Origin of the sequence: Lacibacter cauensis, from assembly GCF_007830055.1 — a bacterium.
Lineage (GTDB): Bacteria > Bacteroidota > Bacteroidia > Chitinophagales > Chitinophagaceae > Lacibacter > Lacibacter cauensis.
In genome coordinates, this window is the sequence record NZ_VLLE01000002.1 from 1,186,878 (window position 1) to 1,207,035 (window position 20,158).

Annotated in this window: 13 protein-coding genes; all 13 read right to left on the reverse strand. The window is 43.0% G+C overall.

The window, feature by feature from the left end:
* Positions 1-6 precede the first annotated feature (6 nt).
* The 13 genes from IQ13_RS04875 to IQ13_RS04935 all read right to left on the reverse strand — a co-directional run bounded on the left by IQ13_RS04875 (position 7) and on the right by IQ13_RS04935 (position 20,157).
* Complete coding sequence (locus IQ13_RS04875; protein WP_144884922.1) at positions 7-2,571, reverse strand: family 20 glycosylhydrolase; 2,565 nt, start codon at positions 2,569-2,571, stop codon at positions 7-9.
* A 26-nt stretch (positions 2,572-2,597) separates the two neighbouring features.
* Complete coding sequence (locus tag IQ13_RS04880; RefSeq protein WP_144884923.1) at positions 2,598-4,553, reverse strand: ligand-binding sensor domain-containing protein; 1,956 nt, start codon at positions 4,551-4,553, stop codon at positions 2,598-2,600.
* Positions 4,550-5,620 (reverse strand): dihydrodipicolinate synthase family protein, encoded by a 1,071-nt coding sequence (locus IQ13_RS04885; protein WP_144884924.1) that lies wholly within the window; start codon positions 5,618-5,620, stop codon positions 4,550-4,552. Before IQ13_RS04885 ends, IQ13_RS04880 begins: the two co-directional genes overlap by 4 nt.
* Positions 5,620-6,636 (reverse strand): NAD-dependent epimerase/dehydratase family protein, encoded by a 1,017-nt coding sequence (locus IQ13_RS04890; protein WP_144884925.1) that lies wholly within the window; start codon positions 6,634-6,636, stop codon positions 5,620-5,622. Before IQ13_RS04890 ends, IQ13_RS04885 begins: the two co-directional genes overlap by 1 nt.
* A 34-nt stretch (positions 6,637-6,670) precedes the next feature.
* Entirely contained in the window at positions 6,671-7,873 is a 1,203-nt protein-coding gene (locus tag IQ13_RS04895; protein WP_144884926.1) for an NRAMP family divalent metal transporter, read from the reverse strand.
* Between the two features lie 6 nt (positions 7,874-7,879).
* Positions 7,880-9,295, reverse strand: a complete 1,416-nt coding sequence (locus tag IQ13_RS04900) for a PQQ-dependent sugar dehydrogenase (protein WP_199758171.1) — start codon at positions 9,293-9,295, stop codon at positions 7,880-7,882.
* Between the two features lie 82 nt (positions 9,296-9,377).
* A complete protein-coding gene (locus tag IQ13_RS04905) occupies positions 9,378-10,826 on the reverse strand; it encodes a BNR-4 repeat-containing protein (RefSeq protein ID WP_144884928.1) in 1,449 nt (482 codons plus the stop codon).
* A gap of 129 nt (positions 10,827-10,955) precedes the next feature.
* Positions 10,956-12,419 (reverse strand): RagB/SusD family nutrient uptake outer membrane protein, encoded by a 1,464-nt coding sequence (locus tag IQ13_RS04910; protein WP_144884929.1) that lies wholly within the window; start codon positions 12,417-12,419, stop codon positions 10,956-10,958.
* An 86-nt stretch (positions 12,420-12,505) separates the two neighbouring features.
* On the reverse strand, positions 12,506-15,928 hold the full coding sequence (locus IQ13_RS04915) for a TonB-dependent receptor (protein ID WP_199758172.1): 3,423 nt from the start codon (positions 15,926-15,928) through the stop codon (positions 12,506-12,508).
* 234 nt (positions 15,929-16,162) lie between these two features.
* A complete protein-coding gene (locus IQ13_RS04920; protein WP_144884930.1) occupies positions 16,163-17,341 on the reverse strand; it encodes a FecR family protein in 1,179 nt (392 codons plus the stop codon).
* A gap of 68 nt (positions 17,342-17,409) precedes the next feature.
* Positions 17,410-17,988, reverse strand: coding sequence for an RNA polymerase sigma factor (locus IQ13_RS04925; protein WP_144884931.1), 579 nt, complete (start codon positions 17,986-17,988; stop codon positions 17,410-17,412).
* Positions 17,989-18,089: 101 nt separating this feature from the next.
* On the reverse strand, positions 18,090-18,929 hold the full coding sequence (locus IQ13_RS04930; protein WP_158637314.1) for an endonuclease/exonuclease/phosphatase family protein: 840 nt from the start codon (positions 18,927-18,929) through the stop codon (positions 18,090-18,092).
* A complete protein-coding gene (locus IQ13_RS04935; RefSeq protein ID WP_144884933.1) occupies positions 18,907-20,157 on the reverse strand; it encodes a glycoside hydrolase family 88 protein in 1,251 nt (416 codons plus the stop codon). The genes IQ13_RS04930 and IQ13_RS04935 overlap by 23 nt, the downstream gene beginning before the upstream one ends.
* Between the last annotated feature and the right edge of the window lies 1 nt (position 20,158).

Genomic DNA, 20,158 nt, shown 5'->3' on the forward strand with positions numbered 1-20,158 from the left:
GAATTGTTATGGATTACAAACGAAGATGGTTCTGCTTTTTCGTCCCTTGCTGTTGAATGCAGCAAACTTGATGATGCCTTTTTGCTCAAGCGTTTTGTTATACAACGGACTTTTTATTGTTGGCTCTGTACCATCGGTTGTATAACGGATGGTTATTCCGGAATAAAATACATTGGCCGTTACTGCTCCTTTCTCTACAACTGCACCCGGCGGAGGAATCCGATAAGCAAATCCACCTGCATAATGATCCAATCGTGGCAGTTCATCTTTCGCCAGTTTGTTTACAAACACATTCCAGTGTTGTTGATACAATCGTTGTTGTACAGTTGTATCCGTACTTGCTGCCCATGCCGGTTCTTTTGCCCATGCACGTTCTGCAAAACTGATGAGCTTTGGTAGTAACATGTGCTCTAAACTTTCTGCACTGTTTATTTTCTCCGACCATATCTGCGCCTGCATACCTACAATATTCGAACGACCATACTCCGTCAGTCGTTCTTTGCGTTCAAAAATGTTTGGATCGAGTAGTTTGCCATCGGGAGTTTCTTTTGCTGTTCTGTAATAATCGAAGGGATGAAAATAAAACGGCTTTTCTTCATCGAGATAACCACCCCAATACAAGCCCGGCTCGTCTGCATCTTTTTCGTACGCCAGATCAAAATAAAAATTCGTAACAGGTGCCAATACAACTTTGTAACCGGCGTTGGCTAAACGATACGCCAGGTCTTCCATACCCAAGCTCCACACATTGTTCCAAACGTATGCATGAAACTGTTTATTGGCAAAATCAGGATTGGGAATATAGATCGGCTTGCCATCGAGCTTTGTTTTACGCATCGCCACTTCTTCCCAACCGGACAAATAAAGATTCCGTTTTTGTAATAATGTATGGACATTACTCAAATAATAATACCAAAGATCGTCTGTTGTTTTTACTGTTGTATTTTCTTTCATCAACCGTTCAACTGCTGGTGATTGTTGCCACACTCCTGCCGGTACTTCATCGCCACCCAGGTGAATGGTTTGCAGCGGAGAATTCGCATCAACATACATGTTACGCACCTGATCAACCACTTCTTCAATAAAAGTATACACTGATGGCAATGCCACATTCATCACATTATCGTTGTAACCCTGCACGGAACGATACACAGATCGATCTGCTGTATCATGCAAAAGAAAACGTGTGGCTTCAGCAGATTTATTTTCTTTCATCAATCGGAGGTAACGGGCTTTCATTGCCTTGATGGCTGCTCTTGCATGACCCGGTGTTTCCAGTTCGGGAATCACACGGATATGTCGTGCAGTTGCATACTTCAGTATCTCAACAAAATCTTCTTTGCTGTAAAAACCACTACCGGGAAAACTACCACGAGTGCCGCCCGAACCGTAAGCCGGATTGATGCGGTCATTTTCATTTTGGGAATGTCCACGATGAGCGCCAACGTTTGTCAACTCAGGTAATGTTGGTATTTGCAAACGCCATCCTTCATCATCCGTTAAATGAAAATGCAGTGTGTTGATCTTATACAAAGCCAGCAGATCAATGATCTTCAATACTTGCTGTTTCGTTTGAAAATTACGGGCAACATCGAGCATGAATGAACGATACGCAAAACGGGGAGCATCTGTAATATCTGCTGTGGTCAACTGTACTTCTTTTCTGCTCACTGTCCATGCTTCCGAAGGAAGCAATTGCTTCAAACTTTGTACTGCATAAAACGCACCGGCTGCTGCAGATGCTTCGATACGGATTTCGGAAGCGGTTATCAGTAACCGGTAGCTTTCCGCAGGCAAGCCGGAAATTTGTTTGAATGAAATAAAATTACTTTGCTGCTTTGTAAATGCAGGCTGTTTCCCAAGTACAACAGCAAGATCGGTCTGTAATAACGTTGCTTCGTTTGCAAATACTTCATCGAATGAAATAACTGTTGCATGGTTCAGCAAAAAAGTACCATCCGTTTTCCTCACCTGCATCGGTGAAGGAAGAAAGAGGGGCAATGCATCTGCTGTTACAGCATGTATCTGTCTGTTTCGTTCAAAAGCAATTTGCGGCGAACGTTTTAATAAATCCAGTTCCTGTTGTGGCACTGCATCAACGGCAAACTGCTGAATGGGAATTGCCTTATCGGGTGCAGCATCCCATACCAGGTATACACCCGAAGGCGCATCGGTATAGCTGAATGACTTTCCTTTACCGATATAGCGGATGGTTGCAGTAGCACTTGGTTGAATAGCTGTAAACAAAGCAGTGGGTTGCAGACTGCAAAACTCGCCGTTGATGGTTGTAAACAATGCCTGCTGATCTGTTACTGCTACAACTGTTCTCGGATATGAAAAATACAACCGCCATCCTTTTGCAGGAAACAGCTGCTTGCTCTTGTTCTGCAATACAAAGGCTGCTTCAAACTCTTCCCTGCCCTCGTATTTATTCTGCAGTAATTTCCATTGCAGCGAAAGTTTTGAAACATCAAACTGCTGTGCGGTTGCAGTAAGCATTGAAAACAACAGACAGCTTAACAGTATTGCAAACAGCACAGGTTGTTTTCGTTCAGTTCTTTTTTGCTTCATCTCGGTTTAATTTAGAAACAGGACGATCAGGGTTTGTATTTCCATAACTCTGTTAAACGACGGAAATAAAGATTGCCTTCTTTATCCATCGCCAGCAATGATGCATTGGTATTGAGAATCGTTACTGCCTTTGTTTTCGGATCAATTTGAAACAGGTTGTTATTGCCTGTTCCATAAATCATTCCCGAAGGATGAATGACCATGGCCGCACTTCGCCAGATATGACTGCTGAACGGAGGATAATCGTACAACTTATGTGTAGAGATGACAGACTTTTTCTCTGCATCAAAAATAAACAGTGTACCGTCGGCTACACCCCAAATAAAATTATCAGGGCCTCGCATTAAACAGGTAATAGCTGCAGCACCGGGCACAGGAACCAGTTCAAATGTTTTTTGATTGGTTGTAATATCCCATCCAAACAAAACGGCTTCTTTCGTTGATGGTTTAATACCTAACCCACCCGATATGGTTGTACCACCGATAACAAAATTGCTGTGCTGTACCAAACTTACTACCGACTGTTGTGCCACCGGTTGTTCATGCACATTAAATGCGTTCGTCTGTTCATTGTAAATTACCAATGCGCCACCTAGCTTTCCATATTCAGGTACTGTACCAAAAAATATTTTTTGTTCGATAGTGGTTGCAACTTTTAATACTGCAAATGCACGGCTTTGTCCTTCTGCTTCACCAATCAACAACGGATTTTTATCAGCAACATTCCAAGGCTGTTTGGTATCATACATATAAAATCTTCCTTTCGGATAAATACCGAAAAAGATTTTGTTGCCGCTCACTGTCATCCCTTCTGTTTGATCGAGCCCTGCATATTTTGTATTGATGCCGGTACGTGGATCGTAGGTAGCATGACCACCTGCTAAATATCCACCCATCCATATTTTTTCATCAGGGCCATACAACAATGCATTGATGGGAATCGGTTGTGGTGGTATCTGTAATTTTATTTTTTCTGTTTTGCCTGTTGCAAGATCATACTTCACCAGGTTAGCACCGGAAGTAAGCACATACAATTTCTTCTTTCCGCCAAAAGCAAATGCATTACCTGTACCGATATCCGTAGCTAATTCTTTGGCAGCAGTAACCGGTTTCGATGCATCAAACTTCATCAGCTTTTTGTTGGCAGTATAATAAACCGTTTGTGTGTTGGCATCGGTTACAACTGCTTTCATATCCATGCCCGTTATCTCCTGCTCAAACTTTTTTGTTTTGAGATTATACACGAGTGTAACATTACTTGCAGTAAGTAACGCCAGTAAACGGTCTTCTCCATTTTTACCGGGCACCAATTCCAAGCCATATACAAATTCCTGTTCGCTGTATTTGTGTGGCAGCAATTCTTTTTTTGTGCCCGTAGCAGGATTCATTTCAATTAAATGCGCATGCGAACCAACGCCTGCATACAGCAATCCTGTTTTTGCATGATAGGCTAAACTGCGTACATAATTTTCTCCTTCCACCAACGGACCTTTACCCACATCAGAAAAACCTTGTTTGGGATGATAGCGAAATACTCTGCATCCAGGATAGGTTGCACCAAACACTTCACCTGCTTTACCTGCTGTAAGATTCCATACATAAGTTTGATTGGGCAAAGCCTGTCCAAGATTTTTTACTTCCTGTGTGCCGGGTTTGTGACTGAACAAAAAACCACTTGCACCGGGTATGTACAACATGCCATCTGTTGCAACAGCCAGATCCCACACACCATCTGCACCTTCCAATGGTTTATCCAGAATCATTTTTCCTGTTGCTACTTCATAGCCCAGCAAATGTGCTGGTTCGCCACGAACAACGGTGTACACCAGCTCTTTTCCTTTGCTGTCTTTTAAAAAGATACTTCCCTGTATCATGGAAGCACCTAACTGCGGACCAAGATTGGTATACGTTCCCTGTTGTTGCTGTGCAAAATTTTGTGCAGCATACAAAAGCAGAAAAAGCAGGATCAGTTTATGTTTCATTGAAGAGCTTTTTGGCTGTGGAGAAATTCGTTGACAAATGCATCATCGTGCAAATTCGGATAAGCAGCATATACACGGCTGATCTCTTCGTTTTGTCCGGCCGACATTTGTTCTTTCGGATTTAAACACCAGGTTCCTTCTAGCAACCCTTGTCTGCGTAAAAACTCATGCATACCCGGTATACAACCATGAAACTGGTTGGCAGGATCGAACATCGCTGCATTCACATCTGTAATTTCAATTCCCTTTGTGAGTAATGCAGCAAGCTTTGCAGCATCATGATCTTGTTTCACCGCTTTTACTTCCGCTAACAATTCAACTGCCTTGTTGGTCCATACTGCCCAATGTCCCAGCAAACCACCCACAAATTCTTTTTCTGCAATTGTATTATTTACGGCGAAGCGATAGGTAGTTAATAAATCAGCAACAATGTTATCATCATTACCGGTGTACATCGCAATATCATCTTTGCGTTTGCTGTTACAAACGGCACGCATTACATCGAGAGTTTGATAACGGTTAAACGATGCAACTTTAATTGCCTCCACATTCTCAATATCAGCAAAGGCTTTCCAGAAATCGTAACTGAAAATTCGTCCGCCAACAGAAGGTTGCAGATAAAAGCCAAACACCGGCATTACAGCTGCAACTGCACGTACACGATCAAGAATGGCATCTTCCGTCCAGCCCTGCAAACCACCCATACTCAGCAAACCCATATCATAACCAAAACGCAAAGCTGTTTCAGCTTCACTCAACGCTTGTTCAGTTGGTCCGCATAAACCGGCCACTTTTAAAAACGGACGTTGCAAATTGGCATTTGCAATTTCTTCTGCTGCCAATTCCAACACCGGCGCATACAGATCGATACCCGGCTGTCGTATTTCAAATTGTGTTGAATGCACACCAACCGCAATACCACCTGCACCACTGGCAATGTAGTAGCGGCTTAACAGGCGTTGACGTTGTTCATCTAATTTCCGTTCTGCATTCAATGCAAGCGGATGCGCAGGAATAACTGTACCTGCATGCAAATGTTGTTTGAGTGTTGCGTGTAATGTTTTCATCAGAATTTGCCCTCCCTTTCCTGGAAATGTGTGGCCTTGCCCGAAATAGCGCCGCCCTTCTGCATCCAGGTTGCAGTGATATCTATAATTTGTTTGATGGTAATGGTTGGATAACCGAACAGACGATGACACTCAGATGCATTGCTGAGTAAAGCTGTTGGTTGTTCTTCATAGATGAAGATGGGTTCTTTACCAAAGATGTTGCCGAACTGATGTGCCAGCCAGCGAACAGAAACAGTTTCCGGTCCGGTTACATTTAAAACCTTTGCAGGAGTACTGCAATGCAGCAAGGAACGGATTGCAATTTCATTGGCATCGCCCTGCCAGATCACATTGACATTGCCGGTACGCAGATCAATAGCACGACCTTCGTTCACAGCTTTCGCTACTTCCAGCACAACACCATAACGAAAATCAACGGCATAATTTAAACGATAGATAAGCGTAGCTGTTTGATTGAGCTCAGAGAAATACTGGAACATCCGTTCACGACCCAAACAGGATTGTCCGTATTCACCCAATGGAGCAGGTGTTGCTTCTTCTGATAAACCACCCGAATGCACAGGCACAAACGGCAATACATTACCGGTTGAAAAAGCAACGATGCGGCTCTGTTTGTATTTTTCGGCTACACGTCCCGGTAAGTAGGCATTCATGGCCCAGGTAAACGCTTCTTTACCTGTTGTGCCGAATTTATGTCCGGCCAGGTAAATCACATTCGGCGCAAAAGGTAATGCCTGCAATTCTGCATCATTCAGCAGATCAGCAGAAATTGTTTGCACACCTGCTGCTTCAAGTTGTGTACGCATGGCTTCATCTGAAAAACGGGAAACAGCAATCACCTTATGCGGCAATCCTGCTTTCTCCATTGCCTGCTTTGCCAGCACAGCCATCGATGGCCCCATTTTTCCACCGGCACCTAACAATAAAATATCACCATCAATACTGCGCAGATCATTCACCAACGCATCGGATGGAGCAAGGATTTCTTTTTCTAATAACAAAAGTTCATTCATTACAAATGGTTATAGTTAATTGAAGTAATAGCAATTAAAAAACGAGTTGATAAAAATTCCATACAGCCAAACCGGTCAGCAACAGCAAACCGACAGCTCCGGCTATTTTATAAAAAAGCGAATTGACACGTTCGCCCATGATGGATGCATCGTTTGCAACTGCATACATGGCAAAGCCAATAAGTGGCACCAAAAAAATAGTAACGCTTTGTGCAAAAATGATGAGCTCCAACGGCAGCTTACCAAATATCAACGCAATGCTTGCACCGCTGATCATCACCAATGCAATCAATCCTTTCACTGCTTTGCTGTTTAGTTTACTGCCCATACCTAACGCATCGCCCAGCAAACTGCCACCAACTGTTGCATTACCAATCAACGATGAAAATGATGCGCCAAACAAACCGGCTAAAAAAAGATTTGCTGCATACGAACCAAACAATGGTGCCAGTACACCCGACATTTCTGCTGCACTGTTTACACTTTTTCCCTGCGGATGTAATACTGCGGCCGCACAAATGATCACCACCGCACTCATTACACCCAGCAACAAAATACCGGTGCTGCTTTTGCTTTTTCCTGTTGCTAAACCTGTTGCCCTGTTTTCCTGTTCGAGATAAGATTGATAGAACGCACCAACAATAGAAAAGCAGGAAGCGATAAATGCAATGAGTAAACCTGCTGAACCTTTGGGAATGTTTGGAACAAGTCCCGTCACAACATCAGCTGCAGATGGTTTTACAAAAAACAATGTTGTAATAAACGAAAATAACATGAGTGCTACCAGAGCAATCATTAAGCGTTCCAGTGTTTTGTAAAAGCTGCGGAAAAACAATAAACCAATACCGAGCAAATTGAACAACACGATCCAAAACCAAACAGGTGTATTGGTTGCTTCTGCTACTGCAATACCAACACCAACCGAATTACCTGCCTGGAAAGAAGTAGTAACCAAAAATACTCCAATGCCAATGAGCAATGTGATCTTGTTACCCCATTTTTTTCTGATCTGTGTAAGTAAGCTGAGATTACTTACGGCACCTGTTCTTGCTCCCATAGATGTAAATACCATCATGAAAAAAATGGCGAGTACCACCACCCACAGCATTGAATAACCATAGTCGGCACCAAGGCGTGAGGTGATGGTCATTTTACTGGGGCCAAATACCAATGCGGCTGTAATGATGCCCGGTACAATGGCTCTTGCTTTGCTGAATATCGTTTTTGTTTGTTCCATTGCAGATCACGAACGTTTTTGAAAAATGATTTCTTTATTTACCGATGCCGCTTTGTTGCCCCAACTGTTGCGGATGTAATTGATGAGGGAACGCATTTCTTCATCTTTCAAAAAAGAAAATGCAGGCATGGCCGATCCGTCTTTTCCTTTTCTTCCTTTCAATAACAGATCAATGAGTTCCTGCGATGAACCGTTTACAATTGCCGAACCTTTCAGTGCAGGAAAAATACCTTGTACACCTGTGCCATCGGGTTTGTGGCAGGAAGCACAGTACTGTTTGTACAGTTCTTCGCCGTTTAATTTTGTAACAGCACCTGCAGAACTTCCTTTCAATACAGGATGTATTGCTTTTGTTGTTGCTGAAATTTTTAGAATGCGATCATCGCCTTGTTTTGGAAAACCGCTTGCCGGATTCCAGTCACGGTTACTGGTGCTGATGTACACAGCTCCATCTTTACCTGCACAGATATCACGGATGCGTCCATAACGATCAGCAAAAAAAACTTCTTCGTTAACGATGGCAGTTCCTGCATCGTTCAACTTTAATACACGTACACTTTGTGTTTTTAATGTGCCCACTAAAAGACTGTTCTTCCATTCGGGTATGGCAGTATGTACATAGAATGTTATCCCCGATGGAGCCACAACAGGTGTCCAGGAATACAAGGGCTCAACAGTATGTTCTTTAGCTGCAAAAACATGTTCGCTTTCGAGGTTATGAAAACCTTCGATAACAGGCCAGCCATAATTTGCTCCTTTGTTAATGTGGTTGATTTCATCTTCAATCGCATCACCATGCTCAGCAGTATACAAAAGTCCTTTATCAGAATAAACCAATCCTTGCATGTTGCGGAAACCTTTCGCCCACACATAACTTTTCGGATTGGGATTATCTGCCGGAATTGTTCCATCAAGATTGAGGCGTAAAATTTTTCCATTCAAACAGGTATCGCTCTGAGCATTGGTGATCGTGTAGGCATCGCCGGTAGCCCAGATGATTTTTTTATCAGGAGAAATGGTGAGTCGTGAACCATTGTGCGCCGTATTACCACCAATCTCTAAAACAGTTGTTGGCTCAACCAATGTATCATTTTGAAAACGGTAACGTTCCAGTCTTGAAAAGATCACACTGTCACGCATCAATGTATAATTCACAAAAACAAAAGGCTGCGTAGTAAAATCAGGATGCAGTGTTATGCCCAGCAAACCCGCTGTCCGTTTGCGCCACACATCATTAATATGCAGTAGTTGTTTTCGTTCACCCGTTGTTACATCAATGCGCCAAACAGTGCCACCCTGTTCAGTAACCCACAACTGATTATCTTCTCCATAATGCAGATCCCAGGGCACATCCATTTCTGAAGCAAGCACTTCCACTTTCAATAATGTATTTTGCAGTTGTACATTGTCAATTATCTGCAAATCACTTTTGTTTTTACTCGTACATGCAGAAAATAAGAGCAGACTAAAAAAAAGATAAGTTCTCTTACAGGTATGTTTCATTTTACGGATTGATCTTGACAGGTTTTGCAAATTCAGTTTCCATCTTTTCGGGCAGTTGATATACGTTGCCTTTGCTGTCGCAGAAATACAAACGTGATACAGATTTTGCTCTTCCGTTTCCATCGGCCCAAAACGCATAAAAATCTTTGTGTGCATTCACCGGTCTGCGTGGATAGGAATGATTGTATTGACTATTGCGTGTTAATTGTTTGCTGCTCCAGCTCCGTCCTTTATCCGTGCTTGTCCATAATACAATTTCACCGCCGGTATTGTATTGCTGTGGCCCATCGGTTGTTGGGCCGATGATCTGCCAGGTATTGCCGTTGATGTACAGCGAACCCATATCATAATTGTTATCCGATGTTGTTACTTTACGTATCTCCCAGGCTTTACCATTGTAATAAGCAGTATGCCATTCTCTCGGGCCTTTCTCAGGACCCGCTTCGTATCCCTTGCTGGTGATATAAAGAATAACCGGTCTTCCTTTTTTATCGAAGTTGACATCGTTGATGTACACATTCAATCCTTCAGCATAATAATCTTTCACCAATGCAGGATTCTGAATAGCAGAAAGCGGTAATGTCAATTGCTTTCCATCTGCACTCTGCCAGCTTTTTCCAAAATCCTTGCTATGCATGTAATAGAGATTCGAACGATAGTTCAAACCATTCTCACCATTTTTAACCGGATGAAAATTGAACACTGTTGCAACAGTGTTTTTAAACTGACCACTTGTTTGATAATGCCCTTCTTCGATCACCGCCAGATCGATCCATGAGCTGTAAGCAACGCCATCGCTGCTGGTCATATAACTGATCGTACGGCGTGGTTTCGATGGCTGACCGGGAATGACATTACGATCGTAATGGGTAAGCAGATTGATAAAACCACGTCCTTTTTGATACCATGTTTGCAGGTAAGAAAAGTTTGTCATCGGCACAGCAACGTCCTTCTCAATTTTAGTAGGCTTAATCTCTCTGAATTCGGTTATATCGTAAGGCTTTACACTTTTATGAATATAAGATGGGCCGCTGGTGCCATGTGCCGTTGAGAATATCCAGATATAACCTTCAGCATCAATATTCAGCACAGGATTGTCATGTGCATCATTTGTTTTTTTATCTAATACAATCGTTGGGCGAGGTACTAATCCGGTTTTATGATCGAAATAAGCAACTGCATGCAACAACGTTTTTCCTGCTTTATCTGTAGCGCCGTAACAGAAAAACGTTTTGTTCACCTTTGCTGCATACACCGAAAACGGATAATGATTTGCCGGATAGGTTGCTAATCCCCCGCCATACTTGTACACGTATGCATCGTTTGATGGCTGGTTGGCATACCAGATGCCACGGTAACCATCATCTTTTACATTGAGCGTTAAAGTTGTTTGCTGTGCAGTTGCACAAAAACAAATGCACACGGCAATAAAAAAAAGTTGACTCCTCATTACGAATGCTGAATTTGAAAATACAGGGCAATAGTTTTTCTGTTATGCGTTTTGCACAGCATAAACAGTTACAGGATACACCGGGGGAATTACTCCCCCGGCCTCCTGTTGTATAAAAAAGATTCGCTCTTAGTAACCGGAATTCTGTTTGATCAATGCCGGGTTGATATCGATTTGACTTTGTGGAATAGGAAACAACACATGATGCGCCTGCATACCTGATGTTCCAAGTACAGCCAATGCACGGTTTGTGCGTACGAGATCGAACCAACGATGACCTTCAAACGCCAGTTCTACTCTGCGCTCCTGTTCAACAGCTAAACGGAATGCAGCCTGATCAGCCACCTGTAATGCGGCATTGGCATTGCTGCTTGTTTTCGATGCAAGACCAGCTCTTGTTCTTACCTGGTTGAGATAAGTAAAAGCGGGACCATCTGCTACATAACCCTGTTCGTTCAAGGCTTCAGCATACATCAGCAACACATCAGCATAACGCAGTACGATCCAGTTGTTATCGCTGTCCAGATATGCAGCGGGCACACCTGCATACTTGATGATATAATTATGGTTGACTGTATTTCCGTTCAACACATAGCTGTTACGCATAGACGCTGCTTTGCGCAAATCGCCTAATTCATACGCATTGCTCATGTTGGCGGTTGGAATATTTTGTCCCAATGGATTGCCAACACTTACAACTGCTGTACCCGAACCGATTGGTGCAAACTGGTTGGTAAAAGGACTTCCTTCACCAGTTGCTCCTTTGCGGAACTGCACTTCAAAAATCGATTCACGGTTATTTTCATTTGCTGCACCAAAAATGTTGGCGTACGAAGTAACCAACTGGTACTTAGTTTGAGCTGCTGCATCAATTACTTCCTTCAGCTTTTGTGCTGCAAGTGCCCAGTTTTGTTGTGTAAGGTATACTTTGCCCAACAACGACATCGCTGCGCCTTTTGTTGCACGACCGATATCGGCACTTGCATATTCAAACGGCAGATTCTGTTCTGCATCTTTCAGATCGGCAATGATCTGCTCGTACACTTTTGCAGTTGTTTCACGACCATACTTATAACCTTCCTGCGGATTATTGATGATATCGGTTACGAGGGGTACATCACCAAAAATGCGTACGAGGTTAAAATACATCAACGCTCTTAAAAAACGGGCTTCAGCTTTGTAACGGACTTTCAATGTTGCATCCATGTTTACCGCATCAATTTTATTGATGACGATATTGGCCGATTGAATACCTTGGTAATGCCCGTTCCATGTTGTACTGCTGATCGATGTAACCGCATTGTTGGTAAACATATCTACGGCCTGCATATCGGCACCTGCTGCCGGATCGGTAATCTCTGTATTATCCGAACGCAGATCGCCAATGATGTGCATGGAGGAATAATACATACCGCCGTACTGCAATGCACTGTAAACAGATGACAATGCATTTTTCATATCCTCACCTGTACGGTAAAAATTATTGCTGTTTTGCTGCGAGATGGGAGCAAGATCAAGAAAGTCTTTCTTGCAACTGCTGCCGGTTAAAAGTGCAACAGTGCAAATGGTAATTAATTTATGACTGGTCTTCATGTCGTTAATGTTTTGTTTTTAATACAGTTTTTCTTTCCTTCTATCACTGTTCTGTTACTGCTGTATCATGCAATGAATCTTATGAATTAGAAACCAATATTGATACCGAGGTTAAAACTTCTGGCAAGCGGGTAACCACCTGCATCTGTACCGGGTACCAACGGACTTCCGCCCTGTGCACTTACTTCGGGATTATAACCTTCGTACTTCGTGAATGTGTAGGCATTCTGTACCGTAAAGCTTACACGTGCAGAGCTTAAGCGAAGTGTACGCAACGCCTGCTGCGATAAATTGTAACCCAGTGTGATATTACGGATGCGGAGGAACGAACCATCTTCTACAAAGGTTGAAATGATGTTGTTCACAGCATTACTTCCTGCATATGCATTAAAGTTGCGGTCGATCATGGGTGTTACACCATCACCGGGATTTGCTTCCGACTGCCAGCCGTTCGCAGTACTGCGCAGCACATTGTATGTACCGGTATAGTTACCGTAATAACGACGTGCAAGATTGAGTACTTCTACCCCTTGTACACCCTGTAAGGTAAATGCAAAGTCAAAGTTGTTGTAATTAAACGTGTTGGTAATACCATAGGTAAAATCGGGGAACGCATTACCAAGAATCGTACGGTCATCTGTTGTAATTCTTCCATCGTTGTTGACGTCACGGAATTTCAATTGTCCCGGACGAGACTGCACTGTTCCGTTAGCATTGTAAAAGGCCGGACCTTTCGCAACATCAGCATCGTTCTGGAAAACACCAATTACCTGGTATCCAAAAAACGAACCCGGAGCAGCTCCGATTTGCGTAATGTGCGTAGGCGCACTTGCCGATGTTGCCTGGCGTGCGATAATGGGCGAACCATCAGGACCTAATGCAGCTACTTTAATTTGATTGGTTGAAAAGTTCAGGTCGGTTGTCCATCTGAACTTACCAACTGTATTTCGGGTGATGAGGGTAAACTCAACACCTCTGTTTTCAATTGCACCAATATTTTGTAACGCAGTTGAATAACCGGTAAGCGTTGGCACCGGTACATTCAACAACAGATCGGATGTACGCTTGTTATAATAATCAGCAATAAAAGTCAGACGGTTGTTAAATGCTGCTAATTCTAAACCGGCATCAATTTGTCTGTTCTTTTCCCAACCTAATTCGCTGTTCGGAATATTGTTTAAGCGAATACCGTTACTTACCGAGCCACCGCTGTTACCAAACACATAGTTATCGGCAGTGGTCAAACCAATATGGCCGTAGTTGGCAATAAAATTATTACCGGTAAGACCATAGCTGGCACGCAGTTTCAGATCGCTGATCCAGCTGACATTCTTTAAAAAGTTTTCTTCGCTTAAACGCCATCCGAGTGAGAAGGAAGGGAAGAAACCCCAACGGTTATCAGCACCAAAGCGGGATGAACCATCCTGGCGGAAAGCAGCCGTAACAAGATATTTATCATCGTAACTGTAGTTAACCCTTGCGAGGTAAGAAAGCAACGACCATTCTTCTTTCGTTGAAGTTGCACTGGTTATTAAACCGGCTGCATTCATAGTACGGATGATGTCGTTCGGAAAGTTGGTTCCATTTACGGCATTGTTATCGATGTACTCTTTTTGAATGGTATAACCTAATAAACCCTGTACTTTATGACGGTTGAATGAGCGGTTATAGTTCAATGTAAACTCCGACAACCAGTTTTTACTTTCAAATGTATTGCTGCTGCCTGTTGGAATTTTGGTAGCATTTACACTGTTCGGATTTACAATGGAAGGGCTGAATACATCCTGTCTGTTATTACGAATATCGGTACCTACCAACGCTTTAAATGTAAATTGTTTGGCAATACTGATTTCAGCAAAAGCAGTTCCCAGTAAACGTAAACTACCCAGTTTGTTCATCCCTTCTTTGGCAAGTTTTACCGGGTTATCTACTTCGCTCAAACCAATGCCCTGCCCGGTTACTTTTGTATAATTACCATTTGCATCATAAGGTTTCAGATGCGGTGCAGCTGTAATGGCCGACTGAATGATTGCACCACCCTGCCAGTTGCCTTCTGCCGTTACAAGATTGGTGAAGGTGTAGGCAGGCATCAGGTTGGCACCCACTTTTACATTATCACGCAACTTTGATTCAACATTAATACGGAAGGAATAACGTTTGAGATCAGAATTTAAAATGATGCCCTGCTGATTGAGATAACCTGCAGAAATAAAATAGTTGGTCTTCTCATTTCCTCCGGAAATATTTAACTGGTAGTTCTGTGTAAATGCCGGACGGAAAATTTCTTTTTGCCAGTTGGTACCCTCGCCCAACGAATCGGGATTGCTGAGGGCTGCAGGCAATACATACATTACATTGTTCTGGCGAACAGAGTTTGGATCTGTTGCCAAACGGCCGGGTGCTGAATTTACCCATGCATTATTTCTTGACTGATTGATGTAGTTGGCAAATTCTCTTGCATTCAATACATCAATTAATTTTTCAACAGTCTGCACACCGGTAGTAACCGTAAAGTTCATACGGGTAACACCACTCTTGCCCGATTTTGTTGTGATGATCACTACACCATTAGAACCACGTGAACCATAGATGGCAGTAGCCGATGCATCTTTCAACACCTGGATACTTTCAATATCAGCAGGGTTGATTGTATTCAAAGGATTGTTACGTTGATCATAATCATTCGTTACAGGAAACCCATCAATTACATATAATGGCTCGTTACCTGCACTCAACGAACCTGCACCTCTGATGCGCACTGCTGCACCACCACCGGGCGCACCTGTTGTTTGCGTTACCTGCACGCCGGCCATTTGAGCAGCCATTGCCTGGTCAACACTTACTACGGGTTGATCTTTTAATTTTTGTGCACCAATTGAACTGATCGATCCGGTAACATCTTTTTTCAACTGTGTACCATAACCAACTACCACAATGCTGTTAAGGCTTTGTGTGGCTACACGCATACGAATGGTTACGGTTGTTTTACCTGCAACACTTACTTCCTGCTCTTCGTAACCGGTGTAGCTTACAATTAAAACAGCATTCGCCGGCAAATCATCAAAGCTGAAGTTTCCTTTTGCGTCGGTCACCTTCATTTGGCTTGTACCTTTTAACTGCACCGTGGCTCCGGCTAATGGCTCGCCGTTTTCGCCTGTGACTGTTCCTTTTGTTTCTACGGCAACCTGCGCAACAGGTTCCTGTACGGGAACAGTTTTAAGTCTTGTTATAACAATCGTTTTTTGGTCGATGGTGTAGGTAAAAGGTTGCCCCTTCAATGATTCCTGCAATGCTTTTTCAAGCGGAACATTTTTGAGATTTAATGTTACAGGTTTTGCATCCTGTATTTCGTTGTACTTGTAAAAAAAGAAATAACCGCTCTGGTCGCCAATAGCATTTAATACCCTGTCGAGCGGATGATTTTTAACCGAAAGATTAATGGTTTGCGAATAGCCGCTTGCATATAACTGCATGCAGCCAATAACCATAAGAATCGAAAGAAGTTTCATGCGGAGAAACAGTTTGTGAAGGCGCAGGCCGGAAGCCGTCCGGTTTTGCCCATAAGCAATCAATTGCATACTTTTACTGAATTGGGTTAATGATTGAGATTCTTTCCTGAGAGTTTTGATGTTGATCCAAAATGAATTTCGTTTCGAAATTCGGACCGGGAGTGTTGGTAGCACTACCGGTTTTTTGGTTTTTAGAATGAATGCGTTTTATGTTTTCATGCTTGCGTGGTTTAGTTATTGATTGATGACAATGATTTTGCGTCCTTCAACTGCTGTTTTAATTTTACTTAAAGCGAGTATGCGCAGAACACCCGATACATTTTCGCTGCGGGCTATCTTTCCTACAAATACATCATCACTTATACCACCACGATATTCAATTTCTACATTGTACCAACGGGCTACCTGCCGCATGATAGTTTGAATATCTACACGATCGAATTTGAAATAACCATTTTTCCAGGCAACCGCTTCTTCCGTATCGGCCGACTGTACACGAATGGATGCTTTTGAACGGTGCAGCAACGACTGCTGACCAGGCACTAATATTTTTGTTGCTGTTTCTTTATTACTTGTGCTGTTGCGTGAAACCTTTACGCTTCCTTCGAGCAGGGTTGTTTTTTCTGCAGGCTCATCGTTGTAAGTATTCACATTAAAATGTGTACCCAACACTTCGATCACCTGGTTTTCGGAGATTACTTTAAACGGATGCTGTTTGTCTTTCGCTACTTCAAAATAAGCTTCACCCGTTATCTTTACTTCTCTTGTTGCACTGGTAAACGCTGTAGGGAATGTAATGGAAGATGCAGCATTGAGCCACACATTTGTACCATCGGCCAGCGTAAGACGGTATTGTCCACCATTAGGAGTTGAAATAGTATTGATGACTGCTGCGGCTTTTTCATTGGAAGCATACAACACATGACCATCGGCTGCTTTTTTAACTACTGCACCTTGCTGTTCGGAGATCACACCATTGGCTTTATCATCTAGCGCAATCACTGTACCATCGGCCAATGTAAGTACGGCCTGGTTGGTACCCGGAGCAATATCATTTACTACAGGAGAAACGGTTGGCTCATTTTTTACACTCGCTGTTTCGTTTGCGGGTTTACGGGAAATGAAAACAAATGTTGCAATGCTGAAGAGCAATAGTACCGATGCAGCGGCCAGCCATTTGTAACGGGTGTTGATGGAACGAACAACAGCCGGTTCTGTTGCTGCTATTTGCGCATCAATGCCTGCACGGATGCTTTGCTTTAATGCAGTAATGTCGGCAGGATCCATTGCTGCCAGCACATCTTCTTTTGCATCAAACAGATCGTAATAAGCGTGCAGAAACTCCACTTCTTCTTTGGAAGCAGTTCCTTCTTTGTGCTTTTTCAGCAGTTCGAGTATATCAATTTTATCCATGCAGACCTTCGGTTCTTACTATAAAGACCGCCGGCATGCAAAAACTCCCACGCCCGGTAAAACTTTTTTTAAGAAACGTACAAATGAAGCTGGTAAACGAAGAAAAGAGAGCCGAGTAACTCCCGCAGATTGTTCATGCTTTTGCCCAACTGGTTCTGCACGGTTTTACGGCTGATGTTGAGTTTCTCTGCAATTTCTGCAGTAGAAAGCTCCTGCTGGTAACGCATGCGGAAGATCTGTTGCTGCGAAGCCGTGAGGGTATTAATAAGATTCTCGTACTTGATCATAAATTCCTTTCGCAATAACGCTGCATCAGCGCCTTCGTTGGCTGTTTGCTCCAGTAATTCAGGAACAGGCGTAATGCGTTGCGTTTTTTCCATCCACTTGAGCACATTGTTGCGAACGGCTGTGTACAGGTAAGCAGGAAGATGGGTAATCGTCAATTGATGGCGTCGTTGCCATAACTGCAAAAATATATCCTGCGTAATGTCCTTTGCATAGTTTTCATCGTTCAGGCGTTTGTAAGCAGCACTGTAAACAAGCTTCCAGTACTTATCGTACAGGGTATCAAACGCCGCAGCATCGTTGTTTTGCAACTGCTGCAACAGTAATTGATCATTTGAAGTTTGTTCCTGCAATTCGGCCATAACGCAAAATCAAATGTAGCGAAAAATTGTTCACTTGATTTTTACTGCAGCAATCAAAAGTATAACCGGCAAAGTCAATCAGCTGATGATTACATTGCTGTTCATTGGGAAAAACGGATTTTCAGATCCGATACAACAGGGTAATGATCTGATACAGCAGATGGCAATACTTTATATTGAATGATGCTTGCATTGGTGCTGCGGGAAAAAGCAATAAAATCAATGATGCCTTTTTCGCCTTCTTCCGGACAAGTTACTGCACAAGCTGTGCAGGTACGTTGAAACGTTTGATCGAGTATGTTCAGCGTTGTACTTCCGGGATGATCGTTCCAGTCGCCGGCAAATACAAAAGGCAATTTCTGTTCATTGGCAATGGACGCAATTTTTGTTGCCTGCAGTTCTCTGTTACCCGCCGCCTTTACATCAAGATGCGTATTACCCATCAGCAATTGCTGATTGCCGGGCAATGTAACAGTAGTTGTAAACAATATTCTTGGTTCGGCAGTCGTATCCGCATCAGAAGCAAGCCTGTAAACAGTTGCATTGCTCAACGGATACTTTGACAAGATCGCCAATCCGTATTCGCCTCCATCGTAATTGATGGCCTTGCCGAACACAACCTGCATCTGTAATTTATCAGCCAGCAATTTTGCCTCGTTGCTATTGCCGCTTCGTTTCGTGTTTACATCCACTTCCTGCAAAGCAATTACATCAGCATTGAGTGCCTTCAATACCGCAGCTACTGCATCTACATCAATTTTTCCTGTTTTTTCATCCGCAGGTGGGTTGCAGTGATGAATATTATAACTCACAAACCGCAACTGCATTTCGTTGCTTTTGTTAACTGGTCTGTTGCTGCATGCGTTTAAAATAACAATGAAACAAAACAGCACTGCGATGCTGCCAATCAACTGTTGCTTATTTTTTCTTACTGCGTTCATAACGTAACAATGCTTCGAGGAAATAATAATCGGCATAGATCAACGGCACATCAATTTCCCGATTGCTGGGCAAGTTACCGGTGCTGTGCTGCAATAAAAAATAAGGATTGGTTTGTGCAGTGTTCAAATACGCATCGCTGCTGAGTGATTGAACAATCGCAACCGCTGCTGAATAATATTGTTTTGCCTTTTTACCTTTTACATGCGTACTTAATTCAAACAAAGCCGAACTGACGATGGCTGCTGCAGACGCATCTCTCGGCGTTTCTTTAAAACGGTTTGCATCAAAAGTCCAATCGGGAGTAAAGCCGGGTTCACCTACGTTAAAATCCCAGTACGGCACTTTATCCTTGGGTAAATTTTTGTGCTGCAGAAAAAAATCGGCCATGCCCATTGCTGTTTTCAAAAAACGTTGGTCGCCGGTTTCACGATAGCTCATGGTAAAACCATAAATGCCCCATGCCTGCCCCCTTGCCCATGTTGATCCATCAGAAAAACCCTGCAATGTTTGCTGATGCAGTACAGCTCCGGTTTTCGGATCGTAGTTCACCACATGATACGAACTGAAATCTTTTCGCAAATGATACTGCATCGTTTTCTCTGCATGACTGATGGCAATCTGTTTGTACTTCGGATCCTTGCTTACACGACTTGCATAAAACAGTAATTCCAGGTTCATCATATTATCCATGATCACCGGGTACTCCCAGGTATTGATATCGCCTTTCGATTTGCGTTTATTCCACGATTGAATACAACCCACCACCGGTGAATAACGTTTGGTAAGCGACTCGGCCGACTGCAGCAATATCTTTTCGTACGCAGGGTTGTTTTGAAAACGCAACGCATTGCCATAGCTGCAATACATCATAAAGCCGATATCGTGATGTGCTGTGTTGAATTGATTTTTTTCCAAGGATTCCGTCCATACGGTAGCTGCACGTTGCCAGCTTGTATCTTTTGTGTACTCAAACATATACCACAAAATGCCGGGCCAAAAACCGCCTGTCCATTCGTCGATACCGAAATACTTGATGGTGTCGTTACCAAACATCGAATGCGGATAGCGGGTATAGTTACCCGCCGTTTTCTGCAGCAGGTTGGTATAAAGCGGTGCGGCAGTGGAAAAGCTGCGTTTGACGAAGTCTTGCTGCTTTTGTGCAGAAAGATTTTGTGTAGCAACGGTAAATAGAAAAAACACTAAAAAAAAGCGGCGAATAAAAGTCATT

Excerpts from the sequence above, each read along its gene's own strand:
- IQ13_RS04925 (WP_144884931.1), bottom strand. The coding sequence starts at position 17,988 with ATGGCCGAATTGCAGGAACAAACTTCAAATGATCAATTACTGTTGCAG.
- IQ13_RS04915 (WP_199758172.1), bottom strand. The coding sequence starts at position 15,928 with ATGAAACTTCTTTCGATTCTTATGGTTATTGGCTGCATGCAGTTATAT.
- IQ13_RS04930 (WP_158637314.1), bottom strand. The coding sequence starts at position 18,929 with ATGAACGCAGTAAGAAAAAATAAGCAACAGTTGATTGGCAGCATCGCA.
- IQ13_RS04910 (WP_144884929.1), bottom strand. The coding sequence starts at position 12,419 with ATGAAGACCAGTCATAAATTAATTACCATTTGCACTGTTGCACTTTTA.
- IQ13_RS04875 (WP_144884922.1), bottom strand. The coding sequence starts at position 2,571 with ATGAAGCAAAAAAGAACTGAACGAAAACAACCTGTGCTGTTTGCAATA.
- IQ13_RS04880 (WP_144884923.1), bottom strand. The coding sequence starts at position 4,553 with ATGAAACATAAACTGATCCTGCTTTTTCTGCTTTTGTATGCTGCACAA.
- IQ13_RS04935 (WP_144884933.1), bottom strand. The coding sequence starts at position 20,157 with ATGACTTTTATTCGCCGCTTTTTTTTAGTGTTTTTTCTATTTACCGTT.
- IQ13_RS04905 (WP_144884928.1), bottom strand. The coding sequence starts at position 10,826 with ATGAGGAGTCAACTTTTTTTTATTGCCGTGTGCATTTGTTTTTGTGCA.
- IQ13_RS04890 (WP_144884925.1), bottom strand. The coding sequence starts at position 6,636 with ATGAATGAACTTTTGTTATTAGAAAAAGAAATCCTTGCTCCATCCGAT.
- IQ13_RS04920 (WP_144884930.1), bottom strand. The coding sequence starts at position 17,341 with ATGGATAAAATTGATATACTCGAACTGCTGAAAAAGCACAAAGAAGGA.
- IQ13_RS04895 (WP_144884926.1), bottom strand. The coding sequence starts at position 7,873 with ATGGAACAAACAAAAACGATATTCAGCAAAGCAAGAGCCATTGTACCG.
- IQ13_RS04885 (WP_144884924.1), bottom strand. The coding sequence starts at position 5,620 with ATGAAAACATTACACGCAACACTCAAACAACATTTGCATGCAGGTACA.